The organism is Rhodopseudomonas telluris (assembly GCF_042432815.1).
Lineage (GTDB): Bacteria > Pseudomonadota > Alphaproteobacteria > Rhizobiales > Xanthobacteraceae > Rhodopseudomonas > Rhodopseudomonas telluris.
Genome location: NZ_JBHLWM010000003.1, coordinates 475723 through 489175 on the forward strand (window position 1 = coordinate 475723; position 13453 = coordinate 489175).

A 13453-nucleotide genomic window follows, 5' to 3' on the forward strand; every position below is an offset into this window, starting at 1 on the left:
ACTTAACGAAGGTCGAAAGTCATGAAGCACGTCAGTCTGGCGAATGCGCGCGCCAATATCGCGGAACTGCTCGACGAGGTCGAGCGGGGCGAGACGGTTACGATCAGTCGTGAGGGGGGACGGTCGGTTGAGCTGGCGCCTCCGTTTGACGAAAGCAATCGGGAGGATGCCCGGCGGGCTATCGAAGAACTGAAACAACTGCGCAAGAAGTCTGGGCCGGCGACCGCAGAAGAGATTATCGCTTGGCGTGACGAAGGTCGTCGCTTCTAAATGCGCTTCGTGCTCGATGCCTCCGTCGCGGCGGCCTATTGTTTCGACGATGAGGATGCGCGCGTCGCCGATGCAGCGTTTGCGCGCCTCCAAGGCAGCGCAACCGCGGTGGCGCCCGCGCTGTTCTGGTTTGAACTCCGGAACACCTTGTTGGTCGGATCGAGGCGAGGCCGTATCGACGATCAGCAGATCAAGCGTGTGTTGGACCGCATCAATCGCGCGGCCATCACATTTGATCGCCTTCCATCATCGTCGAACGCGCTGTTCGAGCTGGCCCAGCGCCATCGCCTGACCTTCTACGACGCCGCCTATCTCGAGCTGGCACAGCGCGAGCGGATCGAGTTGGCGACGCTGGATGCGGCGCTGGTTCGGGCCGCGGAGGCCGAGAGCGTCGCGCTGGTTGGCGCATGAGCGCATGACGCTGATCACCCGCCGCCGTCTGCTGGCGACCTTTGCCGGCCTTGCTGCCACTGCCGGTCTTTCCTCCTTCTGGGCATCCCGCATGACTTCGTACAAAGGCCCGATCACCGATCATTTCGACGGTGAGCGCTTCTTCGACCGCGACGGCGCCCCGCCGAAGGGGTGGCTCGACGTGCTGCGCTGGCGGTTCACCAGCAAGCCGGCCAAGTGGCCGGACTGGTTGCCGAACGCGTCGACCGACGTCCCGCCGCCGCGCGTCACCGGCAGCGCCGCGCGGCTGAGCTATGTCGGGCATGCCAGCTGGCTGCTGCAGACCGGCGGGCTCAATATCCTGATCGATCCGGTGTGGTCCGAGCGAGTGTCGCCGGTCAGCTTCGCCGGGCCGAAACGTCACAACGACCCGGGCATCGCCTTCGACAAATTGCCCAAGATCGATCGCGTGCTGGTGTCGCACGGCCATTACGATCACCTCGATCTCGTCACGCTGTCGCGGCTCGCCGCCCGCGATGCGCCGCGGGTGATCACGCCGCTCGGCAACGACCTCACGATGACCGGCCATGACGCCGCGATCCGCGCCGAGGCTTACGACTGGAGCGATCGTGTCGAACTGGGCGACGGCGTCGCGGTGACGCTGGTGCCGACGCGGCACTGGACCGCGCGCGGGCCGTTCGATCGCAATCGCGCGCTATGGGCGAGCTTCGTGTTGGAGACGCCGGCCGGCAAGATCTACGTCGTCTGCGATTCCGGCTATGGCGACGGCAGGCACTTCCGCAACGTCGGCGCGGCGCACGGCCCGCTGCGGCTGGCGATCCTGCCGATCGGCGCCTACGAGCCGCGCTGGTTCATGAAGGATCAGCACATGAATCCGGCGGATGCCGTAATGGCGCTGACCGATTGCGGCGCGCAGCAGGCGCTCGCCAATCATCACTTCACGTTCCAGCTCACCGACGAGGCGATCGATGCGCCCGAGCAGGATCTCTACGCGGCGCTCGATGCCGCCGGCGTCCCGCGCGAGCGCTTCCGGGTGCTGAAGCCGGGGCAGGTGTTCGAGATCTGATGGTCGCCCAGCGGGTCAAATCTTCCATCATTGCGAGGAGCGCAGCGACGAAGCAATCCGCGCCACGTGCACGGCGCTGGACTGCTTCGCTTCGCTCGCAATGACGGGAGGCTGCCGTCCTATGGGTGCGGACGGCTACTACGGCGCCTTGATGGCCCAGCTCACCAGCACGGTGACGCCCAGCGTTTCCTCGCCGGGCGCGATGGCGGCGCTGGCGGACTGGGCCATTACCATCTTGCGCATCGGCATCGGGCCGGGCTGCGTGTCCTCGGTGATCACCAGCGGCGCGCCGAGCGTGACGCCTGCGGCGCGGGCGTAGATCTCGGCCTTGCGGCGCGCATCGGCGACCGCCTCGGCGCGGACGTCGTCCAGCACCTTGGACGGATCGGCGACACGGAAGCTGATGCCGCGGATCTCGTTGGCGCCAGCCTGCACCAGCGTATCGATCAGGCTGGCGACGCGGGCGGTGTCACGGACCTGCACGGTCACCATGTTGCTGGCCAGATACCCGTTGATCTCGGTCGGGCCGGGCCGGTTGGACGACGCATATTGCGGCTGGATCGACAGCCGCGAGGTCTGGATGTCCTTGGCGTCGAGGTTGGCGTTCTTCAGTTCCAGCAGCACCTTGCCCATCGCCATGTTGTTGGCTTCGGCGGCCGAGCGGGCCGTCTTGGCGACGTTGGAAACGCCGGCCTCGATCTGGGCGATATCCGGCGCGACCGATTTGTGCGCCTCGCCGGTCACCGTGATGGCCGGCTGTTGCGGCTGAGGCGAGGAAACCGTCTGCGCGTGCAATGGCGCGGCGGCGAATGCGGAGACGGCGAGGGCGGACAGCAGCGAACGAAGGGGCAGCATCATTTCATCGGCACATAGACGTTGATGACCAGCTTGTCTTCCGCTGTGGTCAGCGGATCGGTGAGGTACTCTTCCACGAAGGTGTCCTTGGCCTCGATCTTCTTGTCGTCGAGGTGGTTGGTGATCGCCTCGTAGGTGTTGTCCATGTTGTCGTAAGACCCGCGGTGGACGAATTTCAGCGCCTTGCCGTCCGGCGTGGTGCCCATGCTCATCGTCTTCGGCAGGTTCTTCGGCGCTTCCGGCACCGGCATCTCGGCCTGGAAGGTGAATCCGTTGTCGTCCGTCGAGGTGTAGACGATCATCGGGTTGCCGTTCGGCTTGACGCCCGCCTTGTCGAGCGTGGCGGTGAGCGTCTTGAACGCCTCCATCAGCGCCTCGAAGGCGGCGTCCCAGCTCGCCTTGCCCTTCAGGATCACGGCGGATTTCGGCTCCAGCGTGATCTCCTCGCCGAACGGATCGGCGGTCTGCACCTTGGCGGGCGGAGTGGCCGGCGCCTGCGCGGCCGGCGGAGGCGTTGCGGGGGTCTCGGTGGCCGCCGGCGGTGTTGCGGGCGCGGCCGGGGTGGCCGGCGTTGCAGGAGCGGCCGGTGTTGCGGGAGCAGACGGCGTCGCCGGAGCGGGTGTCGCCGCGGCCGGAGGCGTCGCGGGCGTGTCGGCCGGCTTGGTCTCGGTCTGCGCCAGCGCGCCGGTAACGCCGAGCATCAAGGCCGCGGCGGAGGTGAGCCCGAGCCAAACGGGGCGGATCAAGCGGGGGCGGTTCATTCCAAATGTCTCCCTGGCCGCAGCGGAGCGCTGCCGGTCGCGGCGATCCGCAAGCGCCCGGCGGATCGTCAGCGCCGTGACCTTCCTAACATCCGGCCGGCGCTTTCGTCCCTTGCGATCCGCATGTGGCTTGACTGTGGCGGGCTGCGAGTCCGGGCGCCGGACTGGCCAAAACCGCCGTGCTTCGCCATATAGGCGCGAAGAGGATCGGAAAGCATGAGCGCGCTGGACAATCGCCTGTTCGCCAAGATGAACGGCATCGGCAACGAGATCGTGGTGGTGGACCTGCGCGACCAGAAAGCGCCGGTGACGCCGGACGACGCCCGCGCGGTGGCGGCGCATGTGCCCTACGACCAGCTGATGCTGCTGCAGCCGGCGCGTCTGCCCGGCACCGAGGCCTTCGTCCGTATTTACAACAATGACGGCTCCGAATCCGGCGCCTGCGGCAACGGCATGCGCTGCGTCGCCTCGCAGATGTTCGCCGGCACCGACAAGAGCGGCCTGACGTTTGAGACCCGCGCCGGCCTGCTCAACTGCTGGCGCGGTCCGGCCGAGGGGCTGTTCACCGTCGACATGGGCGAGCCGAAATTCGGCTGGCAGGATATTCCGCTCGCCGAAGAGTTTCGCGACACCCGCGGCATCGAGCTGCAGATCGGCCCGATCGACGCGCCGATCCTGCACACGCCGTCGGTGGTTTCGATGGGCAACCCGCACGCGATCTTCTGGGTCGACGACATCGAGGCTTACGATCTCGGCCGGTTCGGGCCGCTCTTGGAAAACCATCCGATCTTTCCGGAGCGCGCCAACATCACGCTCGCCCACATCGTCGATCGCGAGCACATCACGATGCGGACCTGGGAGCGCGGCGCCGGCCTGACCAAGGCGTGCGGCTCGGCCGCCTGTGCGACGGCGGTGGCGGCGGCGCGGCTGAAGCGGACGGGGCGCGTCGTCGAGATGACGCTGCCGGGCGGGAAGCTCACCATCGAGTGGCGCGAGGCCGACAACCACGTGCTGATGACCGGCGGCGCCGAGTTCGAGTTCGAGGGCCGGTTCGATCCGGCGCTGTTCGCGCCGTCGCTGAATTCCAATCCGGCCTGATGACGGTCGAGATCGTCACCTTCGGCTGCCGCCTCAACGCCTTCGAATCCGAAGTGATCCGCCGCGAGGCAGAGGGCGCCGGCCTCACGGAGACGATCGTCGTCAATAGCTGCGCGGTCACCAACGAGGCCGTGGCGCAGGCGCGCCAGCAAATCCGCAAGCTGAAGCGCGCGCGGCCGGGCGCGCGCATCGTCGTCACCGGCTGCGCCGCGCAGACCGAACCCGCGACCTTCGCGGCGATGGCCGAAGTCGACCGCGTGATCGGCAATGACGACAAGATGCGCGGCGAGGCCTGGCGCGCGGCGCGGACGGCGTTCGATGCCGATGCGTTCGGGCTCGGGCGCGAGCAGAAGATCGCCGTCGCCGACATTATGGCGGTGCGCGAGATGGCGCCGCATCTGCTGGATGGTTACCAGAGCGGCCTGCCGCGGGTGTTCGTGCAGGTGCAGAACGGCTGCGACCATCGCTGCACCTTCTGCATAATCCCGTTCGGCCGCGGCAATTCGCGCTCGGTGCCGGTCGGCGCGGTGGTCGATCAGGTCCGCACTTTGGCCGAGCGCGGCCATGCCGAAATCGTACTGACTGGCGTCGACCTCACCAGCTACGGCGCTGATCTTCCGGGGACGCCGAAGCTCGGCACGCTGGTCAAGAAGGTCCTACGCCACGTCCCCGAGTTGCAGCGGCTGCGCATTTCCTCGATCGACTCCATCGAGGCCGACCGTGATCTGCTCGACGCGCTGGCGAATGAAGAGCGGCTGATGCCGCATCTGCATCTGTCGCTGCAGGCCGGCGACGACCTGATCCTGAAGCGGATGAAGCGGCGGCATGCGCGCGCAGACGCGATCGCGTTCTGCGACGAGGTGCGCCGGCTGCGGCCCGACATCGCGCTCGGCGCCGATCTGATCGCCGGCTTCCCGACCGAGACCGAGGAGATGTTTCAGCGCTCGCTCGATCTGGTCGAGGATTGCGGCCTGACCTTCCTGCACGTGTTTCCCTACTCGCCCCGGCCCGGCACGCCGGCGGCGCGGATGCCGCAGGTGGCGGGCGGTGTCGTCAAGCACCGGGCGAGGCGCCTTCGCGCCGCCGGCGAGGCCGCGCTGCTGCGGCGGCTGGTGACCGAAGTCGGCGCCGTGCGCGATGTGCTGATCGAAAGCACGACGCAGGGCCGGACCGAGCATTTCATCCCGGTCTCCATTGGCGGCGACACGCCCGGCGTGGTGCGGCGGCTGACCATGGCGGGGCACGACGGCGCGCGGCTTGTGGCGCAGCTCAGCGGGCCGCTTGCTTGACGAACCGCGCCGCGATGCGGCCGGCTTCGATCCGCACGACCGAACAACGCCGGCTGGCCATGCCCTCCGGCTGAAACCGCAGGATGAAGGTCCTGAGGTCCAGGTCCTGTACCGAGCCGGTGTAGCTCAGCAGGACGCCGGATTCCGAAATATCCAGAAGCTTGCAGTCGCGTCGCCACAGGCCGTCGACGCCGACGATGCGGACATCGATGCTACTCCTGGGGTGAAATTGCACGCGCTTGGCCTTGCGTTTGTCCCACGACATTGCCGTTTCCTCCCGCTCGAATTCGCCGACTGGCGCGGCTTGCGCTAGCCGCTCGCTTGCGTGCTTTCCCGCACCTTCCAGAACCGAAGCATCCGCTGCGCGCTCGCTTTCGACAGCTTCGCAAACTCCTGTCCGATCCGGTCGAGCTCAACCTCCGTCAGAGGCACGCCCGGAAGGCGCATCTGCAGGATTGCGCTGACCGTCTCCCACCGGAAGTCGGCGGCGCGGCAAGGCACCAGCAAGCCGTCGCAGCGCGGGCTCTGCATCAGAGGTTTAAGAAGGTCGATCGGCGTCGATGCCAGCAACGACAGCGCCGCGACCGTTTCCTCGTACTGGCCGGCTTTGGCGAACCGCAGCAGGTCCCTCTCCTGGAGTTCGCCCTTTTCCTTCAGGAGCTCGACGAACTTGCGGGCCGCCGCGAAATCGCGCGGCTGCGAGACCTCGTGGTCCACCGCCTGCACCACCGAATTCAGGATGTGCTGGACCTCGTCCCGGACCTTGGCCGGCATCACCGCCAGCAGCCTTTCGCGCACGGCTTCCTTCGCCTTCAGCAACAGATCGCGTAACAGCTTGATCGGGATATCAATGCGCCGACCCGCTTTTTCGGCGAGCAGCTCGTCGTTCTCGGCAGCTTTGGCAAGCACGGCAAAACCCGCCGCCGAGATCGAGGATGTCTCGTTGCTCAACAGGCGGTGATACACTTCATTGTTGCCGCGCGAGACCAGTACATCCGTGACCGGGTTGGTCAGCGTCGGACGTCCGGAAATCGCCAGCAGGTGAGCCTGTCCCTTGGTCTTGGCGATCTCCACGAGATCGCTCGTCGTCAACCGCGCGGATTCGGCGAGCACCGGTCCGGCGACTTCGATATCGTCGTTTCTTGCGAGGCTTCTGATCGTTTCCAGCGGCGCATTGTCGATCGGCGCCAGGCGAACGCTCAGCTCGGCCAGAGCCCGCGTTTCGATCTTCCGGATCAGATGCCCAAGGACTTGATCAAAAACCGCGATCTGCTCCTCGTTGAATTTGTTGCTGCCGCCCAGAAACAGATCCGTGATCCGGCGCAGCGTCTCGAGGCGGCGTTCGGCCGACCCCGTCTGAAACGCGAATTCGAGCTCGTCCAGCAAGGAGGCTTGGGTCGTCATCGTCTGGGAAGCGGACACGTCGAAATTATCCTTCGCAACTTATCGTCCTGCCTCATTCGCCTGCGGCGCGTGTAATTCCGCCAGCCGGTGATACGCAGTCCGTCAACTCGTTCTGCAATGTTCCAAGCGCTGGTTAGACAGGACTTAACGAGCGGTAGAATCGATATCGAAAATCTGCAAACACCTAGACATTTCGACGGAGCGGCCTTCAGATGCTAATCGATCACGTGAGCGAGCCCGACGATGAATTCGTAGTGCCGTGCAAGTAAGCGGTCTGCTCATTTTTCATGCGCGCCTGTCGGGCACGATTTTCTGAATTGTTTTGAAACACAATGAAGACCACCAACTCATTGGCTCCATCGTCCGCACTGCGGATCTGTTGCTTCGACGATGTCGATCAATATCGATGGTGCGACGAGCTGGTGGCGCTCGAGTTCATCCCGCTCACCCGAAAGATTTCGGCCAGGCAGTTGATAGTAAGCTTGCCGGGCTTCCATCTCATCGTGGAGCGGACGTTTCCCCGTCTGATCGATGCGACGCTGTTGCCGGGAAGCACCAGGATCGGATTCTCGATGTGCGATGACGTTGCGGTGCAGATCAACGGCATCGATGTCTGCGGCACGACGCTTGTTCTCGCCTATGGCGGCGACAGTTGCGTGGCGCACGAAAACACGCCCGGATGCTTCGCAAGCGTGGTGTTCGATCAAGAAATACGCGACCGTGGCTGGCCTGCGCCCATCAAGGGCTTCGAGATTTTCACCGTCTCGCAGCCGGCCCACAGCAGGCTTCGCGTCCTGGTGCAGGAAATCATCAATCTCGCGTCGCAATATCCCGATGACTTGCGCAAGCCGGAAGTCGTGGAGGGAATGAGGGAGTCACTACTCGCCGCCGCGGACGAGGCTTTTGCGGATTCGGTCTCACTACTCGGTTCGCGGTCGGAGCATACTGAGCGGTTTTTGAGTATCGTCAAAGGCATCGACGAGATCATCTTCGCTAATCCGGCGAATCCGATCTACAGCGGCGAGCTGGCGCGCGCTCTTGGCGTGTCGGTCCGCACCATCCACACCGCGGTGCTGCAATATCGCGGCATGAGCCTGCATCGCTACCTCCGGCTCAAGCGGCTCTGGCTGGTCCGGCAACGGCTGCTGAGCGGCAACATCAGCGTCAAGGCGTGCGCGCTCGCCTACGGCTTCTGGCATCTGAGCGACTTCTCGCGAAGCTACCGGACTCACTTCGGCGAACTGCCGTCCGAGACCCTCGCGCTGGCGCACTAGGTCGTCGACCGGGTTGCGACAGGGACGTGTTTCAGGTCCCCATCGCCGCGACGACCCCGGCGCCGGCTGACTAATTGTCCGTCCAACCACATGTCCGCAGCCGCGGATGCATGTGGGCCGGCGGCGGAGCGGTGACGATCACCGGCGGCTTGTTGCGCGACAGCGGGATCACGATCTCGCGGGCGTGCAGATGCAGCCGCGGCTCGCCGAAGCGCGGGCCATTGCCATAGATATTGTCGCCGACGATCGGCCAGCCCATCGCGGCGCAATGCACCCGCAGCTGGTGGGTGCGGCCGGTGATCGGCTCCAGCGCCAGCCAGGTGAGCTGCGTCGGCGGCGCCGCGCCAAGAATCGCGCCCGGCTTGCGAGACGGATCGGTCGCCTCGCCCCCAGCGGGGCGAGCTCCCTCCCCCTTGCGGGGAGGGCTGGGGTGGGGGTCCACAACGGGAGCCTCGCTTCGGGGCACCCCCACCCCCGACCCCTCCCCGCAAGGGGGAGGGGAGCCATTTGCCGCGGCGTCGGGCGGCGGGGCGGATGCTGCGGAGGCGGTCGTCGCCACGGCCGGCAAAGGCCCCGACCGTCCCATCACCCGCCATTTCGTCAGCGACGGCAGGCCCGTGGGATCGACCTTCTGCCACCAGCCGCGTTCGGCGTTGAGCCGCGCGATCGGCAGATCGATCTCGCCCCGGTCCTCGATCGGGCCGCCCTCGACGATCGCCCAATAGGTCTTGGAAATCTTGCTGTGCTTGAACAGCAGGCCGAGCGTGGCGGTGGCCTTGCGGTGGCGGCCGAGCACCAGGCAGCCCGAGGTGTCGCGGTCGAGCCGATGCGCCAGCACCGGCGGGCGCGGCAGGCCGAACCGCAGCGCGTCGAACGAGGCTTCGAGGTTCGGTCCGCCCTTCGGTCCGCGATGCACTGGCAGGCCGGGCGGCTTGTCGATCACCAGCATCAGGCCGTCGCGATGCAGCACCCGTGCCTGGATCTCGTCCGGCGTCAGTTCCGGCACGTCGAATTGATCTGCGTGGCTTTCGTTCATGGTCCGAAACGGCTAACACAGCGCCCTGATGAGTGACACGGAAAACGGCAAAACGAGCTGGTGGCGGCGGCTGTCCAGCGGACTGAAGCGGACGTCGAGCCAGATCGGCACGGCGCTCACCGATCTGATTTCCAAGCGCAAGCTCGATCGGGCGATGCTGGAAGAGATCGAGGACGTGCTGCTGCGCGCCGATCTCGGCACCGAGGTGGCATCGCGGATCGCCGCGGCGGTCGGCGAGGGCCGCTACGACAAGATGATCGCGGCCAGCGACGTCAAGGAAATCGTCGCCGCCGAGGTCGAGAAGGTGCTGGCTCCGGTGGCCAAGCCGCTCACCATCGACACGGCCCACAAGCCGTTCGTCGTGCTGGTGGTCGGCGTCAACGGCTCCGGCAAGACCACCACGATCGGCAAGCTGTCGGCGCGCTTCGCGGCGGAAGGCCGCAGCGTCATGATGGCCGCCGGCGACACCTTCCGGGCCGCCGCGATCGAGCAGCTCAAGGTCTGGGGCGACCGCACCAATACGCCGGTGATCGCCGGCGCGCAGGGTTCGGACTCCGCGGGTCTCGCCTTCAACGCGCTGACCGCCGCCAAGGATCAGGGCCGCGACGTGCTGCTGATCGACACCGCCGGCCGGCTGCAGAACCGCGCCGAGCTGATGAGCGAGCTGGAAAAGGTCGTGCGGGTGATCAAGAAGGTCGATGCCAGCGCGCCGCACGCCGTGCTGCTGGTGCTCGACGCCACCGTCGGTCAGAACGCGCTGTCGCAGGTCGAGGCCTTCACCAAGACGGCTGGCGTGACCGGCCTGGTGATGACCAAGCTCGACGGCACCGCGCGTGGCGGCATCCTGGTCGCCATCGCCGAGAAGCATAAGCTGCCGGTGCATTTCGTCGGCGTCGGCGAAGGCGTCGAGGATCTGGCGCCGTTCACCGCACGCGATTTCGCCAAGGCGATCGCCGGCACGGAGGCCGCATGAGCGACGAGCTGATCGACAAGAAGCAGCCGCACCCGCTGTTCAAGCTGGCGACCGAACTCGGGCCGCTGCTGGTGTTCTTCTTCGTCAATGCGAAGTGGAATCTGTTCGCCGCCACCGGCGCCTTCATGGTGGCGGTGATCGTCGCGATCATCGCGTCTTATGTGGTGACCAGGCATGTGCCGATCATGGCGATCGTCACTGCCGTCGTCGTGCTGGTGTTCGGCACGCTGACGCTGGTGCTGCACGACGAGACCTTCATCAAGATGAAGCCGACCATCGTGTACGCGCTGTTCGCCGCGGTGCTCGGTGGCGGGCTGCTGTTCGGCCGCAGCTTCATCGCCATCCTGTTCGATCAGGTGTTCAACCTGACGCCGGAGGGCTGGCGCAAGCTGACGGCACGCTGGGCGCTGTTCTTCGCCGCGATGGCGGTGCTGAACGAGGCGGTGTGGCGGACGCAGTCGACCGAGTTCTGGGTGTCGTTCAAGGTGTTCGGCATGGTGCCGATCACCATGCTGTTCGCCATGCTGCAGATGCCGCTGGCCAAACGCTACGCCGCCGAACCCGCCACGCTCGACAAGAGCGCCGCCGACGAAGGCGACGTGTCGGGGCGCTGAGGCTGTTACGTCATTGCTGGCATTGCTGGCCTGAACGCGGCATCGCCCACTCCACCGCCGTCATGCCCGGGCTTGACCCGGGCATCCATCCTTCTGAACAAGATGGATTGCCGGGTCGAGCCCGGCAATGACGGTCGCGGGAAGCTGAAGAACTATTCGCGAGTTGATAGCTCAATTCGCCAAATCAGCTCTTCTGCTTGGCGATGATCTTGTCCTTGATGCTCTCGTAGGTCTTCTCGGGGACGATCTTCTTCTGCACCAGCTCGTCCTTGCCCTTGTAGGGGCGGCCCTTGATGATCGCGGCCGAGTAGGCCTTGCCGATGCCGGGCAGGGCGTCGAGCTGTTCGGCGGTGGCCGAGTTGATATCGAGCAGCTCGGTCTTCTCCGCCTTGGCGGGCGCCATCTTGCTGTCCTTGGCCGGGGCCATCTTGGTATCGGCCTTCGGCGCCGGCGCCATGGTGCCGGACGGCGCAGTCTGGGTGCCCTGGGCCATCACGGGGGCGCTGGTGAGCAGGCCGAAGGCCAGCGCGGCGGCGAGCGGGGCGAGGGTGAGGTGGCGCAACTTCAAAGTACGCATCGGGGTGTCCTCCAAGGACGTTGTTAGTAACGGAACCAAGCTAGCCGTCGATTCATGGCGGGTCCAAGGCCGCCAAATGAACCTGCGATAAACGTTGCTGATTATTTCTTCGGGAAGCGTGTCCACGCGGCGCAGCGCAACCTCCCCCGCTTGCGGGGGAGGTCGGATCGCGGAGCGATCCGGGTGAGGGCACTCCCATCAACGAGTCACTGAGTCACTGCCCGCGTCGCCCTCACCCCAGCCCTCTCCCGCAGGCGGGAGAGGGGGCTCGCAGCGGTCGGGGAGAGGGTGAGGATGAACGCTGCTAGGACTTCGCCAGCGCCATCTCGATCTCGGGCTTCAGTACCTTGTCGAGATTGTCGGGCGTGATCGGGCCGACCAGCTTGTAGGCGATCCGGCCGTCGCGGCCGACCACGAAGGTCTCCGGCACGCCGTAGACGCCCCAGTCGATCGCCGCGCGGCCATTGGCGTCGACGCCGACGGCGGCGAACGGGTTGCCGTAGCGGCCGAGGAAGCGGCGGGCGTTATCGGGCTTGTCCTTGTAGTTGATGCCGACGATCTGGATCCGCTTGTCGTCGCCGAGCGCGGTCAGCAGCGGCGCTTCGTCGTGGCAGGGCACGCACCACGACGCCCAGACATTGACGACGCTGACCTTGCCGGCGAACAGCGCCGGCGCGATGCCCGGCACCGCGGCGCCGTCGCGGGCCAGCTCCTCGAGCGGCGGCAGCACGGTCTGCGGCGCCTCGCGGCCGATCAGCGCCGAGGGAATCCGCGCGATGTCGCGATCGCCGAGCCTGAACCAGAACAGCACCGCCAGCCCGGCGAACACCAGCAGCGGCAGCACCACCAGCCAGGAGCGGCGCTTCGGCGCGGGGGCGTCGGCGAGGGGCGAACTCATGACAGGTCCGTCGCGCTGCGGCCGGAGCGCCGCGTCGCGCCGCGGGCTTCGAGGTCGCGCAGCCGCGCCTTCTGACGGCGATAATCGATCACCACCCAGGCGATCAGCAGCACGATCACCAGCGCGGTGGCCGCGTAGGACGAGACGATGAATTCCGCGTAGCGACCGAACATCACGCCGCCTCGAACCGGCTGGCCTGCATCATCTGCAGCGACCGCACCCGGCGGCGCAGGATCTCGTTGCGCATCGCCGCGACATGCAGCGTCACGAACAGCAGCGAGAAGCCGATTGCCATCACCAGCAGCGGGATCAGGAAGGACTTGTCGAGCGCCGGCCCGCCCATCCGCATCACCGAGGCGGGCTGGTGCAGCGTATTCCACCAGTCGACCGAGAACTTGATGATCGGCAGGTTGATGGCGCCGACCAGCGTCAGCACCGCGGCGGCGCGCGCCGCGCGGGACGGGTCCTCGACCGCGCGCCACAGCGCGATCAGGCCGAGATACATCAGGAACAGGATCAGCATCGAGGTCAGCCGCGCGTCCCATTCCCAATAGGTGCCCCACATCGGCCGGCCCCACAGCGATCCGGTGAGCAGCGCCAGGAACGTGAAGGCGGCGCCGATCGGCGCGGCGGTCTTGGCGGCGACGTCGGCGAGCGGATGCCGCCACACCAGCGTGCCCAGCGAGGCGACGCTCATCACCCCCCAGACGAACATCGCCAGCCAGGCGTTCGGCACGTGCACGAACATGATCTTGACGGTCGCGCCCTGCTGGTAATCGTCCGGCGCCAGCATCGACTGGACGAGACCGATGCCGAGCAGCAGCACCGTCAGCCCGGCCAGCCACGGCAGCACACGCCCCGCGAGCGACAGGAACCGGGTCGGATTGGCGAGTTCGGTCAGCGTCATGGCGTTCCTGATATCGGGAG

General features: G+C 66.3%; 17 protein-coding genes. 8 read left to right on the forward strand and 9 right to left on the reverse strand.

What is annotated here, in order from left to right:
* Positions 1-21 precede the first annotated feature (21 nt).
* From ACFFJ6_RS09005 to ACFFJ6_RS09015, 3 genes are read left to right on the forward strand one after another with little or no spacing between them, the layout of a single operon-like run.
* On the forward strand, positions 22-270 hold the full coding sequence (locus tag ACFFJ6_RS09005; RefSeq protein ID WP_378386647.1) for a type II toxin-antitoxin system Phd/YefM family antitoxin: 249 nt from the start codon (positions 22-24) through the stop codon (positions 268-270).
* On the forward strand, positions 271-681 hold the full coding sequence (locus ACFFJ6_RS09010; RefSeq protein WP_378386649.1) for a type II toxin-antitoxin system VapC family toxin: 411 nt from the start codon (positions 271-273) through the stop codon (positions 679-681).
* Positions 682-685: 4 nt separating this feature from the next.
* Positions 686-1747, forward strand: coding sequence for an MBL fold metallo-hydrolase (locus ACFFJ6_RS09015; protein ID WP_378386651.1), 1062 nt, complete (start codon positions 686-688; stop codon positions 1745-1747).
* Between the two features lie 138 nt (positions 1748-1885).
* Here ACFFJ6_RS09015 and ACFFJ6_RS09020 read toward each other — a convergent pair whose 3' ends face one another.
* Positions 1886-2605, reverse strand: coding sequence for an SIMPL domain-containing protein (locus ACFFJ6_RS09020; protein ID WP_378386653.1), 720 nt, complete (start codon positions 2603-2605; stop codon positions 1886-1888).
* Positions 2602-3363: a GyrI-like domain-containing protein gene (locus ACFFJ6_RS09025; protein WP_378386655.1), complete on the reverse strand. Its 762-nt coding sequence runs from the start codon at positions 3361-3363 to the stop codon at positions 2602-2604. The genes ACFFJ6_RS09020 and ACFFJ6_RS09025 overlap by 4 nt, the downstream gene beginning before the upstream one ends.
* Before the next feature lie 216 nt (positions 3364-3579).
* Here ACFFJ6_RS09025 and dapF point away from each other — a divergent pair, with 216 nt between their 5' ends.
* Together dapF and mtaB are read left to right on the forward strand one after the other, a co-directional pair.
* Complete coding sequence (gene dapF, locus ACFFJ6_RS09030; protein ID WP_378386657.1) at positions 3580-4461, forward strand: diaminopimelate epimerase; 882 nt, start codon at positions 3580-3582, stop codon at positions 4459-4461.
* Positions 4461-5750 (forward strand): tRNA (N(6)-L-threonylcarbamoyladenosine(37)-C(2))-methylthiotransferase MtaB, encoded by a 1290-nt coding sequence (mtaB, locus tag ACFFJ6_RS09035; protein WP_378386659.1) that lies wholly within the window; start codon positions 4461-4463, stop codon positions 5748-5750. The genes dapF and mtaB overlap by 1 nt, the downstream gene beginning before the upstream one ends.
* Here the strand turns inward: mtaB and ACFFJ6_RS09040 are convergent.
* The gene (locus ACFFJ6_RS09040; protein ID WP_378386661.1) at positions 5731-6015 is read right to left on the reverse strand and encodes a PilZ domain-containing protein; all 285 of its coding nucleotides are present in this window, start codon (positions 6013-6015) and stop codon (positions 5731-5733) included. The genes mtaB and ACFFJ6_RS09040 overlap by 20 nt on opposite strands.
* 44 nt (positions 6016-6059) lie before the next feature.
* The gene (locus tag ACFFJ6_RS09045) at positions 6060-7172 is read right to left on the reverse strand and encodes a DUF2336 domain-containing protein (protein WP_378386663.1); all 1113 of its coding nucleotides are present in this window, start codon (positions 7170-7172) and stop codon (positions 6060-6062) included.
* A gap of 314 nt (positions 7173-7486) precedes the next feature.
* On the opposite strand from ACFFJ6_RS09045, the gene ACFFJ6_RS09050 reads away from it, so the two are divergent.
* Positions 7487-8428 (forward strand): AraC family transcriptional regulator, encoded by a 942-nt coding sequence (locus tag ACFFJ6_RS09050; RefSeq protein WP_378386665.1) that lies wholly within the window; start codon positions 7487-7489, stop codon positions 8426-8428.
* Between the two features lie 70 nt (positions 8429-8498).
* On the opposite strand, the gene ACFFJ6_RS09055 is transcribed toward ACFFJ6_RS09050, so the two are convergent.
* Positions 8499-9464: an RluA family pseudouridine synthase gene (locus tag ACFFJ6_RS09055; protein ID WP_378386667.1), complete on the reverse strand. Its 966-nt coding sequence runs from the start codon at positions 9462-9464 to the stop codon at positions 8499-8501.
* Positions 9465-9492: 28 nt separating this feature from the next.
* Between ACFFJ6_RS09055 and ftsY the strand changes: the two genes are divergently transcribed.
* Both ftsY and ACFFJ6_RS09065 read left to right on the forward strand, forming a co-directional pair.
* Complete coding sequence (gene ftsY, locus ACFFJ6_RS09060; RefSeq protein WP_378386670.1) at positions 9493-10437, forward strand: signal recognition particle-docking protein FtsY; 945 nt, start codon at positions 9493-9495, stop codon at positions 10435-10437.
* 11 nt (positions 10438-10448) lie between these two features.
* A complete protein-coding gene (locus ACFFJ6_RS09065) occupies positions 10449-11051 on the forward strand; it encodes a septation protein A (RefSeq protein ID WP_378387051.1) in 603 nt (200 codons plus the stop codon).
* 184 nt (positions 11052-11235) lie between these two features.
* Here the strand turns inward: ACFFJ6_RS09065 and ACFFJ6_RS09070 are convergent, their stop codons facing one another.
* The 4 genes from ACFFJ6_RS09070 to ACFFJ6_RS09085 all read right to left on the reverse strand — a co-directional run bounded on the left by ACFFJ6_RS09070 (position 11236) and on the right by ACFFJ6_RS09085 (position 13433).
* A complete protein-coding gene (locus ACFFJ6_RS09070; protein ID WP_378386672.1) occupies positions 11236-11628 on the reverse strand; it encodes a ComEA family DNA-binding protein in 393 nt (130 codons plus the stop codon).
* 304 nt (positions 11629-11932) lie between these two features.
* Positions 11933-12526 (reverse strand): DsbE family thiol:disulfide interchange protein, encoded by a 594-nt coding sequence (locus ACFFJ6_RS09075; protein ID WP_378386674.1) that lies wholly within the window; start codon positions 12524-12526, stop codon positions 11933-11935.
* Positions 12523-12699 (reverse strand): heme exporter protein CcmD, encoded by a 177-nt coding sequence (gene ccmD, locus ACFFJ6_RS09080; protein WP_378386676.1) that lies wholly within the window; start codon positions 12697-12699, stop codon positions 12523-12525. The genes ACFFJ6_RS09075 and ccmD overlap by 4 nt, the downstream gene beginning before the upstream one ends.
* A complete protein-coding gene (locus ACFFJ6_RS09085) occupies positions 12699-13433 on the reverse strand; it encodes a heme ABC transporter permease (protein ID WP_378386678.1) in 735 nt (244 codons plus the stop codon). Before ACFFJ6_RS09085 ends, ccmD begins: the two co-directional genes overlap by 1 nt.
* Positions 13434-13453 lie beyond the last annotated feature (20 nt).

Excerpts from the sequence above, each read along its gene's own strand:
- ACFFJ6_RS09005 (WP_378386647.1), top strand. The coding sequence starts at position 22 with ATGAAGCACGTCAGTCTGGCGAATGCGCGCGCCAATATCGCGGAACTG.
- ACFFJ6_RS09010 (WP_378386649.1), top strand. The coding sequence starts at position 271 with ATGCGCTTCGTGCTCGATGCCTCCGTCGCGGCGGCCTATTGTTTCGAC.
- ACFFJ6_RS09015 (WP_378386651.1), top strand. The coding sequence starts at position 686 with ATGACGCTGATCACCCGCCGCCGTCTGCTGGCGACCTTTGCCGGCCTT.
- ACFFJ6_RS09020 (WP_378386653.1), bottom strand. The coding sequence starts at position 2,605 with ATGATGCTGCCCCTTCGTTCGCTGCTGTCCGCCCTCGCCGTCTCCGCA.
- ACFFJ6_RS09025 (WP_378386655.1), bottom strand. The coding sequence starts at position 3,363 with ATGAACCGCCCCCGCTTGATCCGCCCCGTTTGGCTCGGGCTCACCTCC.
- dapF (WP_378386657.1), top strand. The coding sequence starts at position 3,580 with ATGAGCGCGCTGGACAATCGCCTGTTCGCCAAGATGAACGGCATCGGC.
- mtaB (WP_378386659.1), top strand. The coding sequence starts at position 4,461 with ATGACGGTCGAGATCGTCACCTTCGGCTGCCGCCTCAACGCCTTCGAA.
- ACFFJ6_RS09040 (WP_378386661.1), bottom strand. The coding sequence starts at position 6,015 with ATGTCGTGGGACAAACGCAAGGCCAAGCGCGTGCAATTTCACCCCAGG.
- ACFFJ6_RS09050 (WP_378386665.1), top strand. The coding sequence starts at position 7,487 with ATGAAGACCACCAACTCATTGGCTCCATCGTCCGCACTGCGGATCTGT.
- ACFFJ6_RS09055 (WP_378386667.1), bottom strand. The coding sequence starts at position 9,464 with ATGAACGAAAGCCACGCAGATCAATTCGACGTGCCGGAACTGACGCCG.
- ftsY (WP_378386670.1), top strand. The coding sequence starts at position 9,493 with ATGAGTGACACGGAAAACGGCAAAACGAGCTGGTGGCGGCGGCTGTCC.
- ACFFJ6_RS09070 (WP_378386672.1), bottom strand. The coding sequence starts at position 11,628 with ATGCGTACTTTGAAGTTGCGCCACCTCACCCTCGCCCCGCTCGCCGCC.
- ACFFJ6_RS09075 (WP_378386674.1), bottom strand. The coding sequence starts at position 12,526 with ATGAGTTCGCCCCTCGCCGACGCCCCCGCGCCGAAGCGCCGCTCCTGG.
- ccmD (WP_378386676.1), bottom strand. The coding sequence starts at position 12,699 with ATGTTCGGTCGCTACGCGGAATTCATCGTCTCGTCCTACGCGGCCACC.
- ACFFJ6_RS09085 (WP_378386678.1), bottom strand. The coding sequence starts at position 13,433 with ATGACGCTGACCGAACTCGCCAATCCGACCCGGTTCCTGTCGCTCGCG.